This is a genomic window from Streptomyces sp. NBC_01381 (assembly GCF_026340305.1).
Lineage (GTDB): Bacteria > Actinomycetota > Actinomycetes > Streptomycetales > Streptomycetaceae > Streptomyces.
In genome coordinates this window covers 3,229,575-3,252,320 of record NZ_JAPEPI010000002.1, presented here as the reverse complement: position 1 = coordinate 3,252,320, position 22,746 = coordinate 3,229,575, and the positions used below count along the sequence as shown (strand labels likewise).

Annotated in this window: 18 protein-coding genes and 1 pseudogene; 9 read left to right on the top strand and 10 right to left on the bottom strand. The window is 70.1% G+C overall.

Annotated features, from left to right (window positions below; genetic code table 11):
• The first annotated feature begins 163 nt into the window (after positions 1-163).
• Positions 164-1,180, top strand: coding sequence for a matrixin family metalloprotease (locus OG453_RS35835; protein ID WP_266872715.1), 1,017 nt, complete (start codon positions 164-166; stop codon positions 1,178-1,180).
• Positions 1,181-1,301: 121 nt separating this feature from the next.
• Here the strand turns inward: OG453_RS35835 and OG453_RS35830 are convergent, their stop codons facing one another.
• Positions 1,302-1,754: a DUF6368 family protein gene (locus tag OG453_RS35830; protein ID WP_266872714.1), complete on the bottom strand. Its 453-nt coding sequence runs from the start codon at positions 1,752-1,754 to the stop codon at positions 1,302-1,304.
• Between the two features lie 51 nt (positions 1,755-1,805).
• Between OG453_RS35830 and OG453_RS45415 the strand changes: the two are divergent.
• Positions 1,806-2,078: pseudogene (locus tag OG453_RS45415) on the top strand (2-oxoglutarate and iron-dependent oxygenase domain-containing protein); the annotation flags it as partial.
• 217 nt (positions 2,079-2,295) lie between these two features.
• Here OG453_RS45415 and OG453_RS35825 read toward each other — a convergent pair.
• A complete protein-coding gene (locus OG453_RS35825) occupies positions 2,296-2,469 on the bottom strand; it encodes a hypothetical protein (RefSeq protein ID WP_167828876.1) in 174 nt (57 codons plus the stop codon).
• 329 nt (positions 2,470-2,798) lie between these two features.
• Here OG453_RS35825 and OG453_RS35820 point away from each other — a divergent pair, with 329 nt between their 5' ends.
• Both OG453_RS35820 and OG453_RS45230 read left to right on the top strand, forming a co-directional pair.
• Positions 2,799-3,638, top strand: a complete 840-nt coding sequence (locus OG453_RS35820; protein WP_266872713.1) for an SDR family oxidoreductase — start codon at positions 2,799-2,801, stop codon at positions 3,636-3,638.
• 132 nt (positions 3,639-3,770) lie between these two features.
• Positions 3,771-4,103, top strand: a complete 333-nt coding sequence (locus tag OG453_RS45230) for a hypothetical protein (protein WP_323178702.1) — start codon at positions 3,771-3,773, stop codon at positions 4,101-4,103.
• Between the two features lie 38 nt (positions 4,104-4,141).
• Here OG453_RS45230 and OG453_RS35810 read toward each other — a convergent pair whose 3' ends face one another.
• The 5 genes from OG453_RS35810 to OG453_RS35790 form a co-directional block, all read right to left on the bottom strand.
• Positions 4,142-5,647 (bottom strand): SDR family NAD(P)-dependent oxidoreductase, encoded by a 1,506-nt coding sequence (locus OG453_RS35810; protein ID WP_266872712.1) that lies wholly within the window; start codon positions 5,645-5,647, stop codon positions 4,142-4,144.
• 83 nt (positions 5,648-5,730) lie between these two features.
• Positions 5,731-7,107 carry a wax ester/triacylglycerol synthase family O-acyltransferase gene (locus tag OG453_RS35805; RefSeq protein ID WP_266872711.1) on the bottom strand — a complete coding sequence of 459 codons (1,377 nt, stop codon included), beginning with the start codon at positions 7,105-7,107 and terminating at the stop codon, positions 5,731-5,733.
• A gap of 232 nt (positions 7,108-7,339) precedes the next feature.
• The gene (locus OG453_RS35800; RefSeq protein ID WP_266872710.1) at positions 7,340-9,682 is read right to left on the bottom strand and encodes a GH92 family glycosyl hydrolase; all 2,343 of its coding nucleotides are present in this window, start codon (positions 9,680-9,682) and stop codon (positions 7,340-7,342) included.
• A 103-nt stretch (positions 9,683-9,785) separates the two neighbouring features.
• Entirely contained in the window at positions 9,786-10,514 is a 729-nt protein-coding gene (locus tag OG453_RS35795; protein WP_266873253.1) for a hypothetical protein, read from the bottom strand.
• Between the two features lie 129 nt (positions 10,515-10,643).
• The gene (locus tag OG453_RS35790) at positions 10,644-13,286 is read right to left on the bottom strand and encodes a PA14 domain-containing protein (RefSeq protein WP_266873252.1); all 2,643 of its coding nucleotides are present in this window, start codon (positions 13,284-13,286) and stop codon (positions 10,644-10,646) included.
• Between the two features lie 200 nt (positions 13,287-13,486).
• On the opposite strand from OG453_RS35790, the gene OG453_RS35785 reads away from it, so the two are divergent.
• From OG453_RS35785 to OG453_RS35765, 5 genes are all read left to right on the top strand, one after another.
• Positions 13,487-14,500, top strand: coding sequence for a LacI family DNA-binding transcriptional regulator (locus OG453_RS35785; protein WP_266872709.1), 1,014 nt, complete (start codon positions 13,487-13,489; stop codon positions 14,498-14,500).
• A gap of 156 nt (positions 14,501-14,656) precedes the next feature.
• A complete protein-coding gene (locus OG453_RS35780; RefSeq protein WP_266872708.1) occupies positions 14,657-15,760 on the top strand; it encodes an ABC transporter substrate-binding protein in 1,104 nt (367 codons plus the stop codon).
• A gap of 1 nt (position 15,761) precedes the next feature.
• The gene (locus tag OG453_RS35775; protein ID WP_266872707.1) at positions 15,762-17,306 is read left to right on the top strand and encodes a sugar ABC transporter ATP-binding protein; all 1,545 of its coding nucleotides are present in this window, start codon (positions 15,762-15,764) and stop codon (positions 17,304-17,306) included.
• 186 nt (positions 17,307-17,492) lie between these two features.
• The gene (locus OG453_RS35770; RefSeq protein ID WP_266872706.1) at positions 17,493-18,458 is read left to right on the top strand and encodes an ABC transporter permease; all 966 of its coding nucleotides are present in this window, start codon (positions 17,493-17,495) and stop codon (positions 18,456-18,458) included.
• Positions 18,459-18,469: 11 nt separating this feature from the next.
• Positions 18,470-19,477 (top strand): ABC transporter permease, encoded by a 1,008-nt coding sequence (locus tag OG453_RS35765; protein WP_266873251.1) that lies wholly within the window; start codon positions 18,470-18,472, stop codon positions 19,475-19,477.
• Positions 19,478-19,519: 42 nt separating this feature from the next.
• Here the strand turns inward: OG453_RS35765 and glgC are convergent, their stop codons facing one another.
• Genes glgC through OG453_RS35750 form a run of 3 tightly spaced genes read right to left on the bottom strand, consistent with a single transcriptional unit; the run spans position 19,520 to position 22,743 of the window.
• Positions 19,520-20,740 carry a glucose-1-phosphate adenylyltransferase gene (glgC, locus tag OG453_RS35760; protein WP_266872705.1) on the bottom strand — a complete coding sequence of 407 codons (1,221 nt, stop codon included), beginning with the start codon at positions 20,738-20,740 and terminating at the stop codon, positions 19,520-19,522.
• 22 nt (positions 20,741-20,762) lie between these two features.
• On the bottom strand, positions 20,763-21,935 hold the full coding sequence (gene glgA, locus OG453_RS35755; protein WP_266872704.1) for a glycogen synthase: 1,173 nt from the start codon (positions 21,933-21,935) through the stop codon (positions 20,763-20,765).
• A 52-nt stretch (positions 21,936-21,987) separates the two neighbouring features.
• On the bottom strand, positions 21,988-22,743 hold the full coding sequence (locus OG453_RS35750) for an IucA/IucC family C-terminal-domain containing protein (protein ID WP_266872703.1): 756 nt from the start codon (positions 22,741-22,743) through the stop codon (positions 21,988-21,990).
• Between the last annotated feature and the right edge of the window lie 3 nt (positions 22,744-22,746).

The window sequence follows — 22,746 nt, the reverse complement described above, 5'->3', positions numbered from 1 at the left end:
CCATCGGATGAATCAGGCGAGCCCGTTGCCGTCATGCACCCGGATCCAGACATTCCGCGTCATGACCTGCTTTATGGCTCGACGACCGATCACGGGGAATGCTTTCCTGACATGACCACGTCATGACTACGTCAAGTACGTGACCGACACACCAGGGGGATACATGCGCAGCAAAGCCAGGCATCTGGCCGTTACCACGGTCGCGCTCGCCGGGCTGTTCGGTGGCCTGTCCACCGGATCATCACAGGCCGCACAGAACCCGTCGGATACGGAGAAGTCGCCACTGGCGGCGTACTGCGACAGCGACCGCGCCGTCCCGGCAGACGTCATCGGCAGAACGGTCTCGCTCGCGGACTGCGATCTGCGCGGCCGGCTCATCAAGGTGGGGGACCTCGGCGTCCGCGTGCCGACGCAGGAGAACAAGGGCGTCACGTACTCGGTACAGCTGAGCGAGGACGCCGCGCCGGACCAGCCGTTGAGCATCAACGTCCGGCGTCACGACGGCAAGGTGACGACCACGGTGCGCCGAGCCGGCGACCCGGCGGTCGGCACCAAGTCGGCACCGGCCAAGTGCGACGACGGCGAGTACGCCTTCAGCAAGGACGGCGACAGCTGGGACGACGACCCCATGGAGTGGCGCTTCAACCAAGGCTCCGTGCCCGGCTATCTCGACGGCGAGACCATCAAGAACGAGGTCACGGAGTCGGCCGACAACATCGACTTCGGCCGCAACAACTGCGGTCTCGCCGAAGATCTCGACTCCGACGACGCGACGTACGAAGGCACCACGGACAGCGGGACCAACATCGGCCTCGAGTCCTGCGACGACGAAGACGGCGACAGCGTCGTCGCCTTCGGGGACCGGCGCGCCGGAGTCCTGGCGACCACCTGCGCGTACGAGTCCTGGTGGTTCGGCTGGTACATCGACGAGGCCGACATCGAGATCAACGACAACCAGAGCGAGGCACCGTTCCTGCGCGCCGGGAACACCTGCTTCAGCGAGTTCTACCTCGAGTCCACGATGACCCACGAGTTCGGCCACGCCTTCGGCCTCGGCCACGTGCCGAGCGGCCACGAGAACCTCACGATGACACCGTCCGCGGACCGCTGCAGCAACGACAAGAGCTACCTGGGCAAGGGCGACTACAACGGCCTGCACGAGCTCGAAGTGACGGACTGAGGTCCGGTCACAACGGTCCGGTTCATCCGCGTGTCCCCGTCATTCACATGGCGGGGACACACCTGAGAGGTGCCTTCGGCCGTGACCGAGCCCGCCGCGGCGCTCGTAGGATGAGTTCCGGCTACTTCAGGAGACGGAAGCCGGGCTGTCGGGCCCAGGCTCTGAGGAATTCCGCTGAGCCGTATGCGGCGGGCCACGGATCGGTCGGCGCAGCGACGATGCCCGGAAGGCCGGCCACGATGGGCTGGCTGTTGCAGAACGCGATGACGTCGACGGCGTGGGTCGGTGCGAAGCCGATGAGAGATTCCTGGTCGACCTCGTCGGCGTGTTCGGCCTCGAAGACAGCCTCGTTGCCGATGCCTGGTCCCATCAGAGAGACCAGGACGGGCCGACGCCCGTCAACGTCCCCGGTGTCCATGATGCCGAGGCTCTCCGCGTGAATGCTCACGTCATACTCGCCGACCCGCTTCTCCTCAAACCGCGCCGCGGAGCGAACCAGAAACTCGCGGACTCGCTGGATCGACGCGCGGGGGACGACCTCCGCCAACTCGATCACCAATACAGGTCCGCTCATGGCTCGGAGCGTAGCCAGCCGGGATCGTCATCTACCGGAGGTGACACGGGCGTGGAATCGACACACGGCACGGAAGCAGCCATCCCCTCGGTGGACTTGGACCCGGGCGAAGGCGTCGCCGTGCTCGGTGAGGCGTGCCGTCGCCCGGGGTTCTTCTTCGCCCGCCGTCACGGAGTACCAGAAGCGTTGACGGGCCCCGCGTTCGACGAGACACGGCGCTTCTACGCCCGGCCCGACCACGAGAAGCAGACATACGCCGCCAGTGCCCGCTCGCGGTTCCTGGGCCACCGAGGGGTGGGGCAGGAGAAAGGACCACCCACGCCCTTGCCGTGGAGCCGTCGTCCGGCTTCTTCCGTGCACCAGCGCGGGCACAACGGCCCGCTACGCGCCGTTCGACACGGGCACCCAGTACGCGTCGCTGCTGCAGTCCCTTCTGGACCGGTAGGAGCCCGGCCTGCCGCTCCAGGTGGCCGATACCCCGAGCTCCACAACGCCGTGCGCCCCCGCCGGGTCGGCGGGGGCACGCGGCGAAGCGGTCGGATCAGTCGATACCGGGGAGGATGTGCGGCTCCGCGAGGTCGTCCTCGTATCCGGCGAGCCGGATCGGGGCGGCCTTGGCCCACGAGTCGAGATTGCTCAGCTTGCGAGGCCGTCCGGCCCGCTCGCCGCCGCGCTCCGCCGGTCGCTTTTCCTGCTTCGTCAGATCTGGTGTCACCGCGCACTCCTTTGTGTCGCGTAACGGAAGGACAAGGGCAGTTCGGTCGCGGTGGCGCCGGTTGTCGGGCGGGACCGCGGCCATGGTTGCGAGCCTGTCCCGGGGCGGCTTGGGGGAGCTTGTAGATCCCTTGCGGCCGTCCGTTCGCCCCAGGTTAACCAAATGAGCGCGCCCGCGCTCGATGGGGGCAGGCGAAGGAGTGGATTTCAGACACTTGGTGACGGTGTGGGGGTCAACACGGGGTGGACCCGGGGTCGGCATCGGACCCCGAACTCCCCATCGGGACCGCGCCCATGGGCCTTTCGGGGACTTCGTGGGACCGTACGCGGATGACTTCTCGGCCGGCACAGGAGACCCCGGTGGCTCTGACGACCGGTGCCTCGCGGGGAATCGGGCTCGCGGTCGCGCACGCCCTCGCGGAGTCCGGGCACCGCCTCGTCGTCACCGCCCGCGACGCGGACGCGCTGCGGACCGCGGTCTCTGAGCTCCGGGCCCGGGGCGCCGATGCGGTCGGCCTCGCCGGTGACGTGGCCGACCCCGGCCACGCCGAGGCCTGTGTGGCCCTGGCGGCAAGGGAGTTCGGGCGGCTCGACGTGCTGGTGAACAACGCCGCGACGAACGCCCCCTACGGCGCGCTGATGGACGTCGACCTCACCCGGTGGCGCGACGCCTTCGCCCTGAACGTCGAGGCCGCGCTGCGCCTGACCCAACTGGCCTGGCGGGCCTGGATGGGCGAGCACGGCGGCCGCGTGGTGAACGTCTGCTCGGAGGGCGCCACCCACGTGGGACCCAACGTGGGCGCGTACGGCACGAGCAAGGCCGCGCTCCTGCACCTGACCGCCCAACTCGCGGGCGAGCTGGCCCCGTTGGTGCGGGTCAACTCGGTCTCCCCCGGCCTGGTCCGCACCGAACTCGCCCGCTTCGTCTGGGAGGGCGCGCAGGAGCGGCTCGCCGCGGGCCTGCCGCTCGGCCGCATCGGGGAACCGCAGGACGTCGCGGGGGCCGTGGCATGGCTCGTGTCCGACGCGGCCGAATGGGTGACGGGGGCGGATCTCCTGGTCGACGGCGGGACGAGGGTGCGTGCCGCCTCCGGCGCGGCCGCGTCGTACGCCGTGCATGAGCGGCTGCGTGCGGCGTCAAGCGAGGGCGACGGCGACGGCAAGGTCTGAGGCGACGGCCGGACGAAGACGACCAGGCGCAGCACCAGGAACCTGCCGATGCCCGCGACACCGGAAGCCCCGAGGTAGACGGCCTGCTCGCACAGGGCGCCGGGCTCGGGGCGCAGGCAGTGCAGCACCCCCATGGCGAGGGTGGTCACGGCGTACGCGGCCACCGCCGTCCCGGCGCTCTGCAGGTGCATGCGCAGCCGGCTGCCGCCCCGCACCCCGAAGGTGAAGCGACTGTGCAGTTCGGTGGCGAGCACCGTCGACGCGACGGTGACCAGGGCGTTGGCCACGGCCCACGGCAGCCAGGACGCCACCGCGACCACCGCGCCGCTGGAGGCGACGCCCACCCCGCCGCCGCAGAGCACGAAGCGCGCGAAGGCGGCTGAAGGGCCGGGCTGTGCGGGAAGTCGGCGTGCCGCTGTCTGCGTCATGACGGAAACCATACGGCCGTCTATGACGCTTGTATAGGTCGCCCGTATAAGACGGCCGTTTATCGGGAGTGCGTCCTACCACTTGCCCGGTGCGTAGTCCTTCAGGAAGACGCCGTACAGGTCCTCGCCCGCCTCGCCGCGCACGATCGGGTCGTAGACCCGGGCCGCGCCGTCGATCAGGTCGAGCGGGGCGTGGAAGCCCTCCTCGGCGAGGCGCAGCTTGTCGTAGTGCGGGCGCTCGTCGGTGATCCAGCCGGTGTCGATCGAGGTCATGAGGATGCCGTCGGTCTGGAACATCTCCTGGGCGCTGGTCCGCGTCACCATGTTCATCGCGGCCTTCGCGGCGTTCGTGTTCGGGTGGCCCGCGCCCTTGTAGCCACGGCCGAAGACGCCCTCCATCGCCGAGACGTTGACGACGTAGGCGCGGCCGCTCGACGCCTGCTTCGCGGCGCCGGCCATCGCCGAGCGCAGGGCGCTGATCAGGATGAACGGCGAGGTGTAGTTGCACAGCTGGGTCTCGAGGAGCTCCACCGGGGAGATCTGCTCGATGGTCTGCACCCAGGTGTTGCTGTCGACGACGTCCGGGACCAGGCCGCCCGCGTCGATGGCGGTGCCGTCGAGGTGCCGGGCGACGCTGGCGTTGCCCGCGACGAGGGCGAGGTCGGCGACCTTCTGCGCGTCGATGCCGCTGGTGCCGACGGGCAGCGCGGCCAGGCCGTCCACCGCGCCGGAGTTGAAGGCGCCGATGACGGAGTGGGCGGGCAGCTCCCCGGCGGGCAGCGGCGCGCTCTCGCCGTCGACCAGGGCGGCGTACGCGGAGGGCAGCCGGCGCACGGTCTGCGTCGCGTTGTTGATCAGGATGTCGAGCGGTCCCGCCGCGGCGAGGCGCTCGGCGAGGGCCACGGACTGGGCCGGGTCGCGCAGGTCGATGCCGACGACCTCAAGGCGGTGCAGCCAGTCCGCCGAGTCGTCCATCGCCTTGAAGCGGCGGATGGCGTCCTTGGGGAACCGCGTCGTGATGGTGGTGTGGGCGCCGTCGCGCAGGAGACGCAGCGCGATGTACATGCCGATCTTGGCGCGGCCGCCGGTGAGCAGCGCGCGCTTGCCGGTGAGGTCGGTGCGGGCGTCGCGCCGGGACCGGTTCAGACGGGCGCAGTCCGGACAGAGCTGGTGGTAGAAGTAGTCGACTTCCACGTACCGGGTCTTGCAGGTGTAGCAGGAGCGCGGGCGCTGGAGTATCCCCGCGAGCCGGCCTTCCTCGGTCTGCGAGGAGGGCAGCAGGCCCTCGGTCTCGTCGTCGATCCGCTCGGCGGAGCCGGTCGCCGTGGCTTCCGTGACCGCCTTGTCGTGCGCGGTCTTGGCGGCCCTGCGCTCCTGACGGCGGCGCTGCTTCACCGTCCGGTAGATGCCGGCCGTGGCGCGGCGCACCGCGATGGCGTCGGGGTGGTCGACGTCCAGCTTGTCCAGCTCGTCGAGCACGCCGAGGCAGACGGCGAGACGGTCGGGGTCGATACCGGGGCCGTACGTCACGGCCTCATCGGCCGAACCGGCAGCCTCCAGGCTGTCTTCTGTCACCGTCATCGCCGCTGTCCTCGCGTCACTCATGCCGCGGCCGTCCGGGTGACCGCGCATGTTCCAAAGAGAATGTTCCAAAGAAGGGAACTTTACGTAGCGACGGGTCCCTTTACCAAACTCGAGCCTTCGGCGCACGCCGCGACAAGCCCCGCGAGCTCCTCCCGCACGCTCCGGGCGAGAACGTCCAGGTCGGGCACGGCGGCCGCGTCCGCGACCAGACCGAAGTGCACCCGCCCCCGGTACGTCGACACGGCGACGGCAAGCGCCTGCCCCTGGGCCAGCGGCGCGAAGGGGTACACCTCGGTGAGCGGGCAGCCGTCGAGCCGCAGGCCGAGGCTGGGCAGCGGGACGCTGGTGACCAGGATGTCGAAGAGCAGCCGTGCGGCCTGGGCGACGACGGGGCCGCCGATCCAGTGGCCGAGCGGCGGCACATGATCGGCAAGGAGGGCGACCGCGCCCGCCCCGCGGTTCGGGCCCGCGTCCTTGTTGCGGTCCATGGCGGTGCGCACGGACCGCAGCCGCGCCAGCGGGTCCGGGTCGCCCACGGGCAGCCGGACCAGATACCCGGAGAGCCGGTTGCCCGGCGGCTGTGCGCCGCGCGGCCTGCGCCGGGAGACGGGAACCAGGGCGCGCGGCTCCACGCCCTCGCTGCCGTCGCCCCGCTCGTCGAGCCAGCGGCGCAGGGCTCCGGCGACGACCGCGATCAGTACGTCGTTGACGGTGCCGCCCACGGTCTTGCGTACGCGGTGCACGTCGTCCAGATCGAGCGCCACCCCCGCGGTGCGCCGGGTGCCGGTCGCGTCCGAAGTGAGCGCGTCCGAGGAACGTACGCCCAGGGTGGCGCGGGCGACGGAGCTGCCGATGTCCAGGGCCCGCCCCACGTCGGCGACGGTGTCGCGGACCAGGCCCGGCAGCTTGCGCGGGTCGGGCAGCCAGTCCCACCGGGAGGCGGCGGGCCCCACGGGCACGGGGCGCGCGGCGGGCAGGTCGGTGGGGTCCATCACCGCCGCCGCGAGCATCAGGGCCCGCAGCCCGTCGGCGAGGGCGTGGTGGAACTTGAAGAGCACGGCGAAGCGGGAGCCGTCCCGCGCGGGCAGCACATGGGCCTCCCACGGCGGCTTGCCGCGTTCCAGGGGGCGCTGCATCAGGGCGCCGGCGGCGGCGTGGAAGTCCTCCATGGGCTCGGCGAGCGTGACGTGGTCAAGGGGGTCGAAGCCGGTGGCGGTGGTCCGGACGGCCCCGCCGATCGGCAGCCAGACGGACCGTATGCGCAGCCGAAGCCCCGGCACGGCGGCCGCGCGGGAGGCGAGGAGCTGGGCGGCACGCTCGGCCGCGCCGGGCGTCTCGGCCTCGAAGACGCCGAGGGCTCCCAGGTGCATGGGGTGTTCGGCGGTCTCTATGTTCCAGAAGGCGAGGTCGAGGGGTGCGAGCAGGTCGGAGGGATCAGCGGTCCGAGTCGTCGTCACGTGTCTGCTCTCGCGTCGAGGGCGGTGCGGGGGGTGGGGGTGGAACGAGCAGTCAATCGCCGTTGCGCGACTACGGTCAAGTACGATCAAGCTACGCACAGTTAACAACAGATTAAGGCCCGCCTCCCTGAGGAAGGCGGGCCTCGTGGGGCTGATGTGGCGTATCGATTACGTCACTCCAGCGGATTTCGGCGGCATCCGGCTTACGCCATGTGGCGCGGGCGGCGCCGTCTCACTTCAGGGCCGGCGGCGCGGCGTCCGCCGAGGTGCCCCACGCGGAGGGCTTGTCGCCCACCGTGAAGGAGAGCTCGCGGGTGTCACGGATGTCGTCGCTGGTCAGATACGTCTTTCCGTAGTCGGCGCCGTCCGTGCTCGCCGACTGGATGTACCGGTTGGTGTTCGAGGTGCCCGGCGCCTTCACCGTGAGGCGCCCCTTCGGGTAGTAGCGGCGGTCGAGCGTGAGGTCGACCCGCTCGAAGACGGGCGTCGAAAGGCCCCAGGTGTCCGTGCCGGGCTGCACCGGGAAGACGCCGATCGAGGACAGCACGTTCCAGGCCGACATGGTGCCGAGGTCGTCGTTCCCGGTCATGCCGGTCGGGGTGTCCGTGAACAGGGTCAGCGCGGCGTGCACCACGTCGGTGGTCTTCCACGGCTGGCCCGTCGAGAGGTAGGTGTACGGAGCGATCAGGTCCGGCTCGTTCTGCGGGTTGTACTTGTCCGCGTTGTAGTAGTCGTAAGGACCGTTCACCCACACCTCGCGCGCGGTCTTCGCCGGGTCCTTCAGGAGCTGCTCGTACGCGAAGAAGGAGTCGAGGCGGTCGTTGGTGGCCTGCTTGCCGCCGATCAGGCCGACCATGCCGGGCAGGTCCTGCGGGACGAGCCACTGGTACTGCCAGGACGTGCCCTCGTGGAAGCCCTCGCTCTTGGCCGGGTCGGCGGGGCCGGTGAAGGCACCGGACGCGTCCCGCGCACGGAAGAAGCCGGTCGAACCGTCAAAGATCTTGCGGTAGTTCTGCGCACGGTCGGCATAGCGCTTCGCGTCGTCCTCGTGGCCCAGGTCGCGGGCCATCTGGCCGAGCATCGCGTCGGATAGGGCGTACTCCAGGGTCGCGGACGCGCCGTGGTCGTAGTCGGAGTCGCCGGGCTTGGCGTGCGGGCGGCCCTTGATGAATGGCGCGAAACCGTCGCTCAGGTATTCCTTGTTGGCCTCACGTCCGACGGGCGCGGAGTCGGCGGGCGGCACGCCGTCCGCGTTCTTCTTCAGCGCGCGGTACGCCTCCTCCTCGTGCCCCTTGAGGAGACCCTGCTGGTAGGCGTTGGTGAGGAACGGGGTGACCGGGTCGCCGGTCATGATGTTCGTCTCGACCGTGCCGTAGCCCCACTTGGGCAGCCAGCCGCTCTCCTCGTCGATTTTCAGGACGGAGAGCGCCATGTCGCGCGACTCGTGCGGCGCGAGGAGCGCGAGCAGCTGCGCCTGGGTGCGGTAGGTGTCCCACAGGGACCAGTTCTGGTAGTAGGTGAAGCCCTTGGCGCGGTGGGTCTTCTGGTCCCAGCCGGTGTAGCGGCCGTCGACGTCGCTGCCGATGTTCGGCGCGAGGAACGAGCGGTAGAGGGACGAGTAGAAGGTCCGGCGGACGGTCTCGCTGCCGCCCTTGGCCTGGACGTCGTCGAGCCGGTCCTCCCACGCCGCTTGGGCCGCCTGCGCGACACGGTCGTACGAACGCCCGCCCTCCGCGCGGAGGTTGAGCGCGGCACCCTTGGCATCGACGTACGAGAGCGCGGTGGTCGCCTCGACCGTGCGGTCCTTGGAGGTGTCGAACCGGACGAAGGCGCCGTTGCGCTCGTCGCCCGCCGACGACTCCTTGGAGCCCTCGGTGACGGTGCCGCCCTTCCAGGTGCCGGACGCGGTGAAGGGCCGGTCGAAGCGGGTGATCGTGTAGACCGTGTACGGCTTGGTGTCCTGGCAGAAGCCGCTGCCGGTGATCGCCGTGCGGACCGTACGGCTGTCGAGGAGCTCGACCTTGGTGGAGCCCGTCTTGTGCAGCGACTGGCCCGCGTTGAGCAGGACGTTGGCCTTGTCGGTGGCGGGGAACGTGTAGCGCTGGACGCCAGTGCGCTTCGTCGCGGTCAGCTCGGCGTCGATGCCGGATTTCAAGCCCACCTTGTACGCGCCGGGGCTCGCCTGCTCGCCGTCGTGGCTGAACTCCGCCGCGTACTTGGCGTAGTCCGTCTCCTTGACGTCACCTGTGGTGGGCAGGACCGGCAGATCGCCGCCCAACCCGCAGCCGACACCGGAGAGATGCACGGTGGAGAAGCCACGGATGTGGGTGTCGGAGTGGTCGTAGCCGGTGTTGTGGCCGGTGTCCGGGGAGAACTGGACCATGCCGAAGGGCACGGCGGCGCCGGGGTAGGTGTTCCCCTCGTTCTCGGTGCCGATGAACGGGTTGACCAGATCGGTCAGTTGACCGTCCGCCGCCGGGGCGGCCTGCGCCGACGGAAGGGTCAGGGCTCCCCCGAGAAGCGCGGCCGCAGCCACCGCCACCCCGGTACCGCGTAGCCGTTGGGTCCATCTCATGGGTGGGAACGCCTCCTTGGACAACGTTGTCAGAGCGCCGAACGCGATCATTCTTCGGGGGTGGCGTCGCGTGCGTCAAGGGGTGGGAGACGGCCGCGGCGCCTCAGTCGGACCGCAGCCACACCCGCAGCGGTCCGATCGGGGTGAACCCCGCGCGCACGGCCGCGTCCAGGCTTTCGCCGCTCTCGTATCCGACGACGGGCAGGCCGGGCCAGCACCGGGCGACTTCGGCGAGGACACCGGCCCAGGCGGACTCCTCGCCGCCCGGGACATCCCCACGGGCGAACAGGTTGGAGACGCCGACCACCGATCCGCCGCGGCTGACGACGGCGCCCGCGACGATCTCCCCCGCGGCGGACGTCCCGGCCAGGAACATCGTGTCGTGGGACAGCAGCTCCGCGCGGAACAGACCGCTGCCCTCCTCACCGTCGCCCCAGGCCGTCTCCCACGCGGGCAGGGCGTCGGCGTCCGCGAGGGGCCTCCAACTCACGTATGGCGAAGGGGACATGACCGACTTGTCCGCCGGGCGGTGGATCCACTGCGCCTCGAACAGCACGTCGAAGCCCAGCGGTGCCAGGTCCAGGCAGGCGTAGCTGTCCTTCACCGAGCAGCCGGGCGAGCCGGTGTCGACGCGGGACACCACGTCGGCCGGCGACGCGTCGGGGGTGAGCGTCACGGCGTCGGGATAGAGCGGCGGGGTGCGCCGCGCGCTCGTCCATGCCTCTCCCCCGAACTCGCCCGGCACGGCGTGCGCGCGGCAGACCGCGTCGCACCATTCGGCGTTGTTGCGGACAGCGGCCCGCACCGCACGCTCGCGGCTCTCCTCATCCATGATCACGGGGTGATGGTGCCAAGCGTGCGGGCGCTCGTCCACGGGATAAACGCTCCGGGCCACGGGACAGGCGCTCCGGCCCGCGCGGACCGGAGCGCCACACCGTCTGAAGAACCTCTCAGGAACCTCTCAGGAGCCGGGGCACCCCGCCGGATCCGGCCGCGACACGTCACCGATCAAGGACGTGTGCGCCGCCTTGAGCCGCTTCACATCGGGCTTGACCACCCTGCGGTCATAGGTGAGCAGACCGTTCAACTCGCCCTCCACATCGGAGATCTGGGTGTAGACGGCGCCGTTGCCGCCCTTGCAGGCGAGCGCCCGCACCTCGTCGAGCTTCGTGAGGTAGTCGTCCGTGTACGTCGCCGGGTCCACGTCCACGTAACTCTGCTGGACCGACCAGGCGTGGCCCGGCACCGCGAGGCCCAGACCGCCGTACTCGCCGTTGACCAGGGCCCGTTCGCCGTCGGGGTGCGGCGGAAGGGCCGGGCTCGGATAGCCGTGCTCGTCCATGATGTCGCCGGTGCCGCCATCGGCACCGAGGTTGAGGCCCGACATGCCGTTGACGAGGCGGGTCGGGTCCCACGACTTGGCCTGGGTAGCGATGCGGCCCTGGTCGTACTGGCCCCAGCCCTCGTTGAACGTGACCCACATGACGATCGAGGGACTGCTCGCGTGCTCGTCGATCATCTGCTTCATCTCACGCTCGTACTGGGCGCGGGCCTCCGTGCTCGGATTGCGGTCGGACCGCATCGACGGCATGTCCTGCCAGACCATCAGGCCCAGTTTGTCCGCCCAGTAGAACCAGCGGTCCGGCTCCACCTTGATGTGCTTGCGGACCGAGTTGAAGCCCATCTCCTTGTGCATTTTCAGGTCGTACGCGAGGGCCTCGTCAGTCGGCGCGGTGTGCAGGCCGTCCGGCCAGAAGCCCTGGTCGAGCGTGGCCATCAGGAAGGTGGGTTTGCCGTTGAGGACCGTGCGCGGGGTGCCGTTCACCTTCTCCACGGCGATGGAACGCATCCCGAAGTAGCTCGCGACGCGGTCGCTGCCGACCGTCACCTTCAGGTCGTAGAGGAAGGGGTCGTCGGGCGACCAGAGGCGCGGCTTCGCGATCTTCAGCTTCAGTGGCTGTCCCGTGCGTCCGCTCGCCTCCGCGACCTTGGTCTTTCCTTCGTACGCGACCGCCTTGACCGGCACGCCGTCGCGCACGCCCCTCGGCTCGACGGTGAGCTCCTTGGCGGCCACGTCGGGGGTGAGCTTGAGCGAGTCGACGTGGTCGGCCGCCACCGGCTCCATCCACACCGTCTGCCAGATGCCGGACGACGGGGTGTACCAGATGCCGCTGGGGTCCAGGCGCTGCTTGCCGACGGGCGGGTTCTCGCCGTCCTTGGAGTCGGTCGGGTCGTAGACGCCGACGATCAGTTCCTGGGTGCGGCCCGGCTTGAGGGCCTTGGTGATGTCGGCGCTGAACTTGTCGTAGCCGCCCTTGTGTTCGGCGACCTTGGTGCCGTTGACGTACACATCGGACTGCCAGTCGACGGCGCCGAAGTTGAGCTTGAGGCGCTTGCCGTCGCCGACCTTCCAGCCCTCGGGGACGGTGAACGTCCTGCGGTACCACATGCGGTCCTCGTGCCGTTCCACGCCGGAGAGCTGGGACTCCACGGGGTAGGGGACGAGGATCTTCTCGCCGAGCTGCTTGCCGAACGGGGGCTGCTCGCCCGCCTTCGCCGGGGCGAACTGCCAGGAGCCGTTGAGGTTGCGCCAGGCGTCACGGGTCAGCTGGGGGCGCGGGTACTCGGGCAGCGCGTTGTCGGGGCCCACCTCGTCGGCCCACTCGGTGCGCAGTTGGTGCTCGGAGCGGTTGGGGCCGCTGGTCCAGAACGCGGCGACCGCCTTGCCGTCGTCGCCGGCCAGACCGCCCTTGCCGTCGTAGCGCAGGTCGGCGGTGCCCTTCGCCGTGCCGCCCTTGTTGCCGACGACGGGTTCCTTCAGGCCGACGAGGAGCGCGCGCGGGTCGTCGGGGTCGGGCTTGACCGTGCCCAGCGGCCACTTCGCGCCGCCGATGACCGCCTGGATGTGGTCCGCGAGGCCGGCGGGCGGCGCGCCGAGCTGCTGTGCGAAGTCGAGCTTGAGGGTGCGGCCGTCCTTGAGGACCGTGGCGGCGATCGCCCCGTCGTACTCGAACCCGTCGGGGAGGCGGAAGGCCGACTGCGGCACGGCCTCCTTGGTGCCGCCGGGCTCGGTCCAGCGCAGATGGAGGTTGGAGCCGCCGTAGTGCTCGAAGTACTCGACCTTGATGTCGTAGGCCTGACCGGCCGTCAACTCCACTGGCTTGGCGGTCTGTTCCTTGTCCCAGTCGTCGACCCAGTGGTCGATGGCGAGCTTGCCGTCGACCCAGAGCCGGAAGCCGTTGTCGCCGATCATGGAGAAGGTGTGGGGTCCGGTCTTCTCCGGTACGACCTTGCCGGTCCAGCGGACGGTGGCGTCGTCGGCCTTGCCGGTGGCGAAGGAAAGCCGCGGGTCGAGGTTGTCGAAGTCGATGCGCGGGTCGAATCCGGTGGCCTTGAGCTCGTGGAAGTCGAAGGCTCCGGGGGCGGACTGGGTGTAGTACTCGCCCTTCAGGCCGTGGACTTCGGGCGGGTCGTCTTCGGCGGCGGCGGTCGCGGCCGGTACTGCGGTAAGACCGGCGAAGGCGAGTGCGACGGCGAGCAGCAGAATCAGTCGGCTGCTGAGCCTGCTGGGCTTTCTGGGCCTGTTGGGTCTTCTGGTTCGGATGGGGCGCACGGATCCTCCTTGCTTGAAGCGGTGCTTGAAGGCTGAGGAAGGGTGGCGGCTCGTCGCTCCAGTCGGTACAACGAGTCTGTACAACGTTGGAAGGAACGGCAGTTGGCATGACAGCACGCCTCCCGGCGAGCTGTCCAGGGTCATGACAAACGCCCCCGGTCGGGGGTGCATCTAGACGCAGGGAGCTGCACGTGCGGGTTAGCCTCAAGGACGTCGCGGAGCGCGCGGGCGTCTCCATCAAGACCGTTTCCAACGTGGTGAACAAGTATCAGCACGTCACCCCGGCGATGCGGGCCCGTGTGCAGGAGGCCATCGACGAGCTGGGCTACCGGCCGAACTTGACGGCCCGTCATCTCCGGAAAGGGCGTACGGGAATCATCGCGCTCGCTCTGCCCGAGCTGGGCAACCCGTACTTCGCCGAGCTCGCGGGCGCGGTCATCGACGCGGCGGCCGAGCACGACTTCACCGTGCTGCTCGACCACACGCGCGGCGAGCGCGAGCAGGAGGTCCTGGTCAGCCAGGGCTTCCGGGCCCGGGTCATCGACGGTCTCATCCTCAGCCCGCTGGAGTTGGAGGCGGAGGACCTGCAGGGCAGGGAGGACGACGTGCCGCTCGTGCTGCTCGGCGAGCGCCAGTACGACCTGCCCTACGACCACATCGCGATCGACAACGTGGCGGCCGCGCGCACCGCCGTACGCCATCTCATCGGGCGCGGCCGCACCCGCATCGCCTATCTCGGCGCCCGCACCGACTCCGCGAACCGCCCGGCGCATCTGCGACTCCAGGGCTGGCGCGAGGAGTTGACGCAGGCCGGGATAGCGACGCCGGACTCCCTGGTGGGCCCGGTCGGCGGCTGGGACCGCTGGGACGGGGCGAAGGCGATGGCGCGGATGCTGGACGCGGGGGTGCGGCCCGACGCGGTCTTCGCGTACAACGACCTGGTGGCCATCGGCGCGATGCGGGTGCTGCACGAGCGGGGTCTTCGGGTGCCGTGGGACGTGGCGGTGGTCGGCTTCGACGACCTCGCGGAGGGCCAGTTCGGGGCGGTCACGCTCACCACCGTCTCGCCGGACAAGCAGGCCATCGCACGGCTCGCGGTGGCCTCGCTGCTGCGGAGTCTGGAGGGCGGCAAAGAGCCCGCCGGGCGTGAACTCACCGCGGAATTCCGCCTGGTGGAGCGCGAGAGCACCCTTGGGCGACGGTGAGGGGCGGGCGCACGGAAGCGAGGCCGGTGCTTGCGCGGAGGGTTTACAGCCCTCTTCCAACGATGTAAAAAGCTCCCCGTACCGCCGAGTTGACCGCAAGTGCCGATCTTCCCGTGAGCGCTCTCAGCGCCGGGGCCGTGCCGTTTTGGGGACTCCATGAAGCCGACCACACTCCTCAGCCGTACCTCAGCCAGGACCCTCCTCGCCGCCGGTCTCGCCGCGAGCCTCGCGCTCGCCGCGGGGTGCGCCAAGTCCGAGGACGACAACGCCGGTGACAAGAGCTCCACGTCGCAGGACCAGGGCGACTCGGGCCAGGTCGTCTCGGAGCCGGGCGCGGGCAGCGGCGAGACCTGCGCGATCGACGCGTACGGCGGCAAGAAGCTGGACCTGAAGACCGCCACCGTGGGCTTCTCCCAGTCGGAGAAGGAGGCCAACCCCTTCCGGATCGCGGAGACGGCGTCCATCAAGGCCGAGGCCGAGAAGCGCGGCCTCAAGCTGCTCACCGCCAACACCCAGTCGCAGTTCTCCAAACAGATCAGCGACGTCCAGGACCTCATCGCCAAGGGCGCCGACCTGCTGGTCATCGCACCCCTGAACTCCGACGGCTGGGAGCCGGTGCTTCGCGCGGCCTCCGCCAAGCACATCCCGATCGTCACCATCGACCGCAAGATCAACGCCAAGGCCTGCAAGGACTATGTGAGCTTCATCGGCTCGGACTTCGTCGAGCAGGGCAGGCGCGCCGCCGACCAGATGATCAAGGCGACGGGCGGCAAGGGCAAGATCGCCATCCTGCTCGGCGCGGCCGGCAACAACGTGACCACCGAGCGCACCAAGGGCTTCGAGGACCGCGTCAAGGAGAAGGCCCCCGGACTGAAGATCGTCTTCAAGCAGACCGGCGAGTTCGCCCGCGAGAAGGGCCAGCAGGTCACCGAGCAGCTCATCCAGTCCAAGCCCGACATCACCGGGATCTACGCCGAGAACGACGAGATGGGCCTCGGCGCGGTGGGCGCGCTCAAGGGCGCGGGCAAGAAGGCCGGTGACGTCAAGATCGTGACGGTCGACGGCACCCGCAACGCCGTGCAGGGCATCGTCGACGGCTGGATCTACGGTGTCATCGAGTCGAACCCGCGCTTCGGCCCGCTGGCCTTCCAGACGCTCGACACCTTCACCAAGGGCTCGAAGGTGTCGCAGGACATCGTCATCAAGGACAGCGCGTACACGAAGAGCAATGCCAAGTCGGACCTCGGCAAGGCGTACTGAGATGTCGTCAGATTCTTCCGACGTCCTCTCGGCCAGCCGCCTCACGAAGAGATTCCCGGGCGTACGGGCCCTGGACGCGGTCGACTTCACCGCGCGCGCCGGTGAAGTGCACGCCCTGATCGGCGAGAACGGCGCCGGCAAGTCCACGCTCATCAAGGTCCTGACGGGCGTGTACGCACCGGACGCGGGCGAGCTGACGTACAACGGCCGGCAGCTCAGCTTCTCCACCCCTCTGGAGGCCCAGCACGCGGGGATCTCCACCATCTACCAGGAGGTCAACCTCGTCCCCCTGATGAGCGTGGCCCGCAACCTCTTCCTCGGTCGCGAGCCGCGCGGGCGCCTCGGGCTCATCGACTTCCGCCGGATGCACCGCGAGGCGGCCGAGGCCCTGCGGCGCCTCGGCATACGCGTCGACGTACGCCGCCCGCTGCGCGAACTGGGCGTAGGAACCCAGCAGATGGTGGCCCTGGCCCGAGCGGTCTCGGTCGACGCGCGGGTCGTCATCATGGACGAGCCGACGTCGTCCCTCGAACCCCGCGAGGTCCAGACCCTGTTCGGCGTGATCCGCATGCTGCGAGACCGCGGCATCGCGGTGATCTACGTCAGTCACCGCCTCGAAGAGCTCTACGAGGTGTGCGACACGGTCACGGTGCTGCGGGACGGCAAGCGGGTGCATACGGGGCCGATCGCGGAGCTCGACCGGCTCCGCCTGGTGTCCCTGATGCTGGGCCGCGAGGTCGGGGACGTACGCGAAGAGGGCGTCACCAAGTTCACCGGCAGCCATGACACTTCCGGCCAACCCGTCCTTGCCGCAAGGGAGTTGACGGTCCGCCACCAGCTGCACGGCGTCTCCCTCGACATCAGGCCCGGTGAGGTGGTGGGCCTGGGCGGCCTGCTCGGCTCGGGCCGCAGCGAGACGGCGAAGGCCATCGCGGGAGCGCTGCCGCCGGACTCGGGCCGCGTGCTGATCGCCGGGGCGCCGGTCCGCACCGGCTCCACCCCCGCCGCGATCCGCGCCGGCATCAGCCTCCTCCCCGAGGACCGCAAGGCCGAGGGAATCGTCCCCGGCCTCTCGGTCCGCGAGAACATCGCGCTCGCCGCGCTCCCCCGCCTCTCCCGCTTCGGCCTGGTGGACGAGCGCCGCATGGACGCGCTGGTCGACACCTTCATCAAGCGCCTGCGCATCAAGGCGTCGAGCCCCCACCAGAAGGTGGGCGAACTGTCCGGCGGCAACCAGCAGAAGGTCCTCCTGGCCCGCTGGCTGGCGATGAACCCGAAGGTCCTGCTCCTCGACGAGCCGACGCGCGGCATCGACGTCGGCGCGAAGGCCGAGGTCCAGAAGCTGATCGACGAACTGGCGGAGGAGGGTCTTGCGGTCCTCCTCATCTCCTCCGACATGGAGGAACTGGTCGAGGGCTCGGACCGGGTGATCGTCCTCAAGGACGGCGCGGTGGTCCAGGAGCTGTCCGGCGCCGACGTCACAGAGGACGCGCTGCTGCGAGCCATCGCCGCGGGGCCGGTTGCTGCCGGGGGGTCCCGTGCGTAGCCCTTGGCGGGGTGCGGGCGGGCGCTTGTCACCCCGCAGTCCCGCCTGCACGAACAAGCTTTCCTGCCCACCCGCCCGAAACTCCGCAACGGGTGGGCAGGTGGGGGCAGGCCCCGCACTTGCCCACGTGCCCGGACAGTCGGGCGTCGGCCATCACGCACCCGCAGTGCGACCCCGGAGTTCACCATGACCGACCTCGCCCTCGGCGGCAAAGCCTCCGCCGACCGTGAGCGCCTGCTCCGCCTCCTGCAGAGTTACGGCGTCTACCTCGGCGTCGCCGTCCTCCTCCTCGTCAACATCTTCCTCACCCCGCACTTCCTCTCCGCCGAGAACTTCCGCACCCAGGCCGTCCAGGTGGCCCCCGTCCTCATCGTCGCCCTCGGCATGGCCCTGGCCATCGGCAGCGAGGGGGTGGACCTCTCCGTCGGGTCGGTGATGGCGCTGTCCACGTCGCTCCTCTCCCTCTACCTCGGCTACGGGATGTGGATCGCGCTCGTCGTCGCGATCATCGGCGGCGCCGTCATAGGCGTCGCCAATGGCTCGCTCATCGCCTTCATCGGCGTCCAGCCCATCGTCGCGACGCTGGCCCTGATGGTCGCGGGCCGCGGGCTCGCCCTCGTGCTGCTGCCCCAGCTCAAGGACGTACGCGACCCGAACATGGCCTCGCTCGGCTCCGGCGACGTCCTCGGCATCCCCTACCTCGTCCTGATCGCGGCGGCGCTCGCACTGCTCGTCGCCTTCGTCGTCCGGCGCACCACGTTCGGCCGCCAGTTGCTCGCCATCGGAGACAGCCGACCGGCCGCCCGCCTCGCCGGACTGCCCGTACGACGCGTCCTGATCCTGGTGTACGTCTGCTCCGGCGCCCTCGCCGCCGTCGCGGGCGTCCTGGCGACGGCCCGTCTCACCGCGAGCGACCCCACCTCGCTCGGCAATCTGATGGAGCTGTCCGCGATCACGGCGGTCGTGGTCGGCGGCACACCGCTCAGCGGCGGGCGGGTGCGGATCGGCGGCACCGTCGCGGGCGCCGTACTGATCCAGCTGCTCACCGCCACGCTCATCAAGCACGATCTGCCGCCGTCCTGGACGCAGATCGCCCAGGCCGTGGTGATCATTCTCGCCGTCTACGCGGCACGGGAGAGGGGCAAGCGGTGACCGGCACCGTGATATCCGAGGCACAGCCGAACAAGACCAGCGACGACGAACCGACCGCCGCGAACCGCTCGGAGCGGCTCAGCGCCCTGGCCCAACAGCACGGCGCCCTGGTCACGTTGGTGATCGCCGTCATCGCTGCGTCCCTCAGCTTCGACACCTTCCTCACCGGTGACAACCTCGAGAACATGGCGGTCTCCTCCGCCTTCCTCGCCGTCGTCGCGCTCGGCATGACGTTCGTGATCGTCACCGGCGGAATCGACCTCTCCGTGGGCTCCCTGTTCGCCCTGGGCGGGGTGCTCGCGGCCTGGGGTTCGCAGTACGGGACGGCGGTGGCGCTGCTCCTGCCGCTGGCCGTGTGCGGGCTCATCGGCCTCGTCAACGGCCTCCTGATCGCCCGCTCCCGGCTCGCCCCGTTCATCGTGACGCTCGCCGCGATGCTGGGCGCGCGCGGCATCCTCCTCTCCGTCACCGACGAGGGCTCCACGACCTATCTGGTCGACAAGGACTCGTTCTTCGCGACACTGGGCCAGGGAAAGGTCCTGGGTGTCGGGGCCCCGGTCTGGATCACCCTCGTCCTCTTCGTGGCCGGTGCGGTCGTCCTGCGCCGCAGCCGCTTCGGCCAGTACGTGTACGCGGTCGGCGGCAACGAGGACGCGGCGGCGCTGATGGGCGCCCCCGTGGCCCGCACGAAGATCGCCGTGTACACCCTGTCCGGGCTCTGCGCGGGCCTGGCGGGCGCGCTCAACGCGGCCTGGCTGGTCTCGGGCGTCACCATTCTCGGCTCGGGCATGGAGCTGGAGGCGATCTCCGCGGTCGTCATCGGAGGCACGCTGCTGACCGGCGGCTTCGGTTTCATCAGCGGTTCGCTCGTCGGCGTACTGCTCCTGAAGGTGATCCAGAACGTCATCAACCAGATCGGCTCGCTGGACTCCGCGTACCAACAGGTCGTCAGCGGCGCCTTCCTGGCGGTCGTGGTGATCGCGCAGACCTGGCTTGGCCGCAGGCGCCGGGTCCTATAAAGGCTCCTAGAAGGGCTCTTAGAAGGGCTCCAACAAGGACTCCTATAAGGGCACGGCCTGCCCCTTGCCCAGCGCGATCACGCCCGCCTTCGACACCGTGTAGAGCTCCTGGTCCCGCTCGGGGTTGACGCCGATCGTCGCGCCGGGCGGGACGTCCACGTTCTTGTCGAGGACGGCGCCGCGGACCACGGCACCACGCCCGACGCGTACGTTGTCGTGCAGCACAGAGCCCTGCACGACCGCCCCCTGCTCGACGGTCACCCCGGGCGAGAGCACGGAGCGGGTGACCTGGCCGCGGATGACGCAGCCGGGGCTGACGATGGACTCGCTCGCGATGCCGCCCGCGCAGAACTTGGCGGGCGGCAAACCGCCGGAGTGGGTGTAGATCGGCCAGCGCCGGTTGTCCAAGTTGAACACCGGCTGGTCCGAGATCAGGTCCATGTGCGCTTCGTAGTACGCGTCGAGGGTGCCGACGTCGCGCCAGTAGCCGTGGTCGCGCGCGGTCTCGCCGGGGACGTGGTTGTCGTCGAAGTCGTACAGCTGGGCCAGGCCTCGTTCGGTGAGCATCGGCAAGATCGAACCGCCCATGTCGTGCACGGAGTTGTCGTCCTCGGCGTCCTGCTGAAGCGCGTCGACGAGGGTCTTCGTGGTGAAGACGTAGTTGCCCATGGAGGCGAACACCTGGTGCGGGGAGCCCGGCAGGCCCGGCGGGTCGGCGGGCTTCTCCAGGAAGCGGTCGACCCGCGTGCCGTCCCGTGCGGGGGTGATGATGCCGAAGGACGACGCGTCGGCGCGCGGCACCCGGATCCCCGCGACCGTCACTCCTGCGCCGCTCTCGAAGTGCTGGCCCAGCATCTGCCGTGGGTCCATCCGGTAGACGTGGTCGGCGCCGAACACCGCGATGTAGTCCGGCTGTTCGTCGTGGACGAGGTTGAGGGACTGCAGGATCGCGTCCGCGCTGCCCGAGTACCAGCGCGGGCCGAGGCGCTGCTGGGCCGGGACCGGGGTGACGTAGTTGCCGAGCAGGCTCGACATCCGCCAGGTCGTGGTCACATGCCGGTCCAGGGAGTGCGACTTGTACTGGGTCAGTACGCAGATCCGCAGGACGTCGCCGTTGACGAGGTTGGAGAGCACGAAGTCGACGAGGCGGTACGTGCCGCCGAACGTGACCGCTGGTTTGGCCCGGTCGGCGGTGAGGGGCAGCAGGCGTTTGCCCTCCCCGCCGGCCAGGACGATTCCGAGCACCGAAGGTCCACCGCGCATCGCGCCGCCCCCTGACTTGGGATCACTTGGACTCGAGCAACTCCTCGTACACGTGGGCCGTGCGCCGGGCGACCGCGTCCCAGCCGAACTCCCGTACCGCGCGCTCGCGTCCGGCGACGCCCATCCGCGTCGCGGTGCGCGGATCGGCGATCAGATGGTTCAGGGCGTGGGCGAGCCGCGCCTCGAAGGCCGCGGGCTCCTCGTCTTCCTCGTACGGGACGAGGAGTCCCGTCTCGCCGTCGGCGACGACCTCCGGGATGCCACCGACGGCCGATGCCACCACTGGTGTGCCGCAAGCCATCGCCTCCAGATTGACGATGCCGAGCGGCTCGTACACCGAAGGGCAGGCGAACACCCGGGCGTGGCTGAGGAGTTGGACGATCTGCGGGCGCGGAAGCATCTGCGGGATCCAGTGGACTCCCCCGCGGGTGCGGCTCAACTCCTCGAAGAGGGTGCGGAATTCGGCGTCGATCTCCGGGGTGTCGGGGGCGCCCGCACAGAGCACGAGCTGGACGGCGGGATCCAACTTCGCGGCTGCGCGCAGCAGATGGGGCACGCCCTTCTGCCGGGTGATGCGGCCGACGAACAGGACGTAGGGCCGCCCGGGGTCGATGCCGTGGCTCTCCAGGGCGTCCACGCCGGGGACGGGGCGGTACAGGTCGGTGTCGATGCCGTTGTGGACGACGTGTACGCGGGCCGGGTCGACCGCCGGGTAGCAGGCGAGGATGTCGGCGCGCATCCCGTGCGACACGGCGATCACGGCGTCCGCCGACTCGATGGCGGTGCGCTCGGCCCAGCTGGACAGGGCGTAGCCGCCGCCCAGTTGCTCGGCCTTCCAGGGGCGCAGGGGTTCCAGGGAGTGCGAGGTCATGACGTGCGGGACACCGTGCAGAAGTCTGCCGATGTGGCCCGCGAGATTGGCGTACCAGGTGTGGGAGTGGACGAGGTCGCAGCCGGTGAGCGCGGCCGCCATGGAGAGGTCCACGGAGAGGGTGCGCAGGGCGTCGTTGGCGCCTTCGAGCGCCTCCCAGGCCTGGTGCCGCGTGAGTCCGTCGACGGCGGTGTCCGGCTCTCCCCAGCAGTGCACGTCGACGTCGATCAGGGAGCGTAACTCCCGTGCTAGGAACTCGACATGGACTCCGGCGCCTCCATAGACGTCCGGTGGATACTCCCGGGTGAGCAGTCCCACTCGCACGCAGAACCCTCCGTCCGTCCGCCCATTCCGTCGGCCGTTCGCCTCCTCATGGTCACCCAGAAGCGCCCGGCGGGGAAGAGTCCCGCACGGACCTGTGGGGCGGCCGCTCGAAGCAGCAGTCGCCGCACAGTCCGCCGCCGGGGCACCGGTAGTAGAGGCAACAGCTGCGGCGCCGGAAGGCCGTGCCGTCCAGGGTTCCGGTGCCGCGCAGGTCGGGGTGGGCGAAGAGTTCGGCGGCCAGGTCCAGGGCGCGCTCCCCTACTTCGGTACGTCCTGTGCGCCGCGCCCAGGTGTGCAGTTCGCGGGCGGCGCCGGCGAGCGCGGAGCCCGCGTTGCCCCACAGCAGGCGGGCGGAGATGCGGTAGCGGGCGCGCAGGGCGTCGGCCAGGGGCGCCAGATGGCTCTCCTGGACGGCGTCGCGGACGGCGGCGGCGTCGGCGCTCCTGCCCCGTACGTCGGTGAGCCACAGGTCGTCGGGCGAGCTGCCGTCGGCGTCCCAGTGCAGCAGCTCCGGGTCGAGGTCCGGCACTTCGCCGTGCAGCGCGGCCGACCCGAGCGCCACCGACCACAGCCGTGCCGCGAGCCCCAGCTGCGCCACGGACACGGCCACCCGCTCGTCGGGGGCGCCGAGCCGCGCGCCGACCTTGGCCACGCGGAACGCGAGGGGGTCGCTCTCCCCGGCGTACACCCGTGCCAGGGGCGTCACTTGGGCGCCGCCCGGCGGTGTCCCCGTGCGCAGGACGAAGAAGCCGCCGACGGAAGCGACTTCGGCCAGGTCGATGTGGTGGTTGCCGGTGTGGTGTTTCACGAC

Excerpts from the sequence above, each read along its gene's own strand:
- OG453_RS35830 (WP_266872714.1), bottom strand. The coding sequence starts at position 1,754 with ATGAGCGGACCTGTATTGGTGATCGAGTTGGCGGAGGTCGTCCCCCGC.
- OG453_RS35800 (WP_266872710.1), bottom strand. The coding sequence starts at position 9,682 with ATGAGATGGACCCAACGGCTACGCGGTACCGGGGTGGCGGTGGCTGCG.
- OG453_RS35770 (WP_266872706.1), top strand. The coding sequence starts at position 17,493 with ATGACCGACCTCGCCCTCGGCGGCAAAGCCTCCGCCGACCGTGAGCGC.
- glgC (WP_266872705.1), bottom strand. The coding sequence starts at position 20,740 with ATGCGCGGTGGACCTTCGGTGCTCGGAATCGTCCTGGCCGGCGGGGAG.
- OG453_RS35795 (WP_266873253.1), bottom strand. The coding sequence starts at position 10,514 with ATGGATGAGGAGAGCCGCGAGCGTGCGGTGCGGGCCGCTGTCCGCAAC.
- OG453_RS35820 (WP_266872713.1), top strand. The coding sequence starts at position 2,799 with ATGACTTCTCGGCCGGCACAGGAGACCCCGGTGGCTCTGACGACCGGT.
- OG453_RS35835 (WP_266872715.1), top strand. The coding sequence starts at position 164 with ATGCGCAGCAAAGCCAGGCATCTGGCCGTTACCACGGTCGCGCTCGCC.
- OG453_RS35780 (WP_266872708.1), top strand. The coding sequence starts at position 14,657 with ATGAAGCCGACCACACTCCTCAGCCGTACCTCAGCCAGGACCCTCCTC.
- OG453_RS35810 (WP_266872712.1), bottom strand. The coding sequence starts at position 5,647 with ATGACGGTGACAGAAGACAGCCTGGAGGCTGCCGGTTCGGCCGATGAG.
- OG453_RS45230 (WP_323178702.1), top strand. The coding sequence starts at position 3,771 with ATGGCGAGGGTGGTCACGGCGTACGCGGCCACCGCCGTCCCGGCGCTC.
- OG453_RS35775 (WP_266872707.1), top strand. The coding sequence starts at position 15,762 with ATGTCGTCAGATTCTTCCGACGTCCTCTCGGCCAGCCGCCTCACGAAG.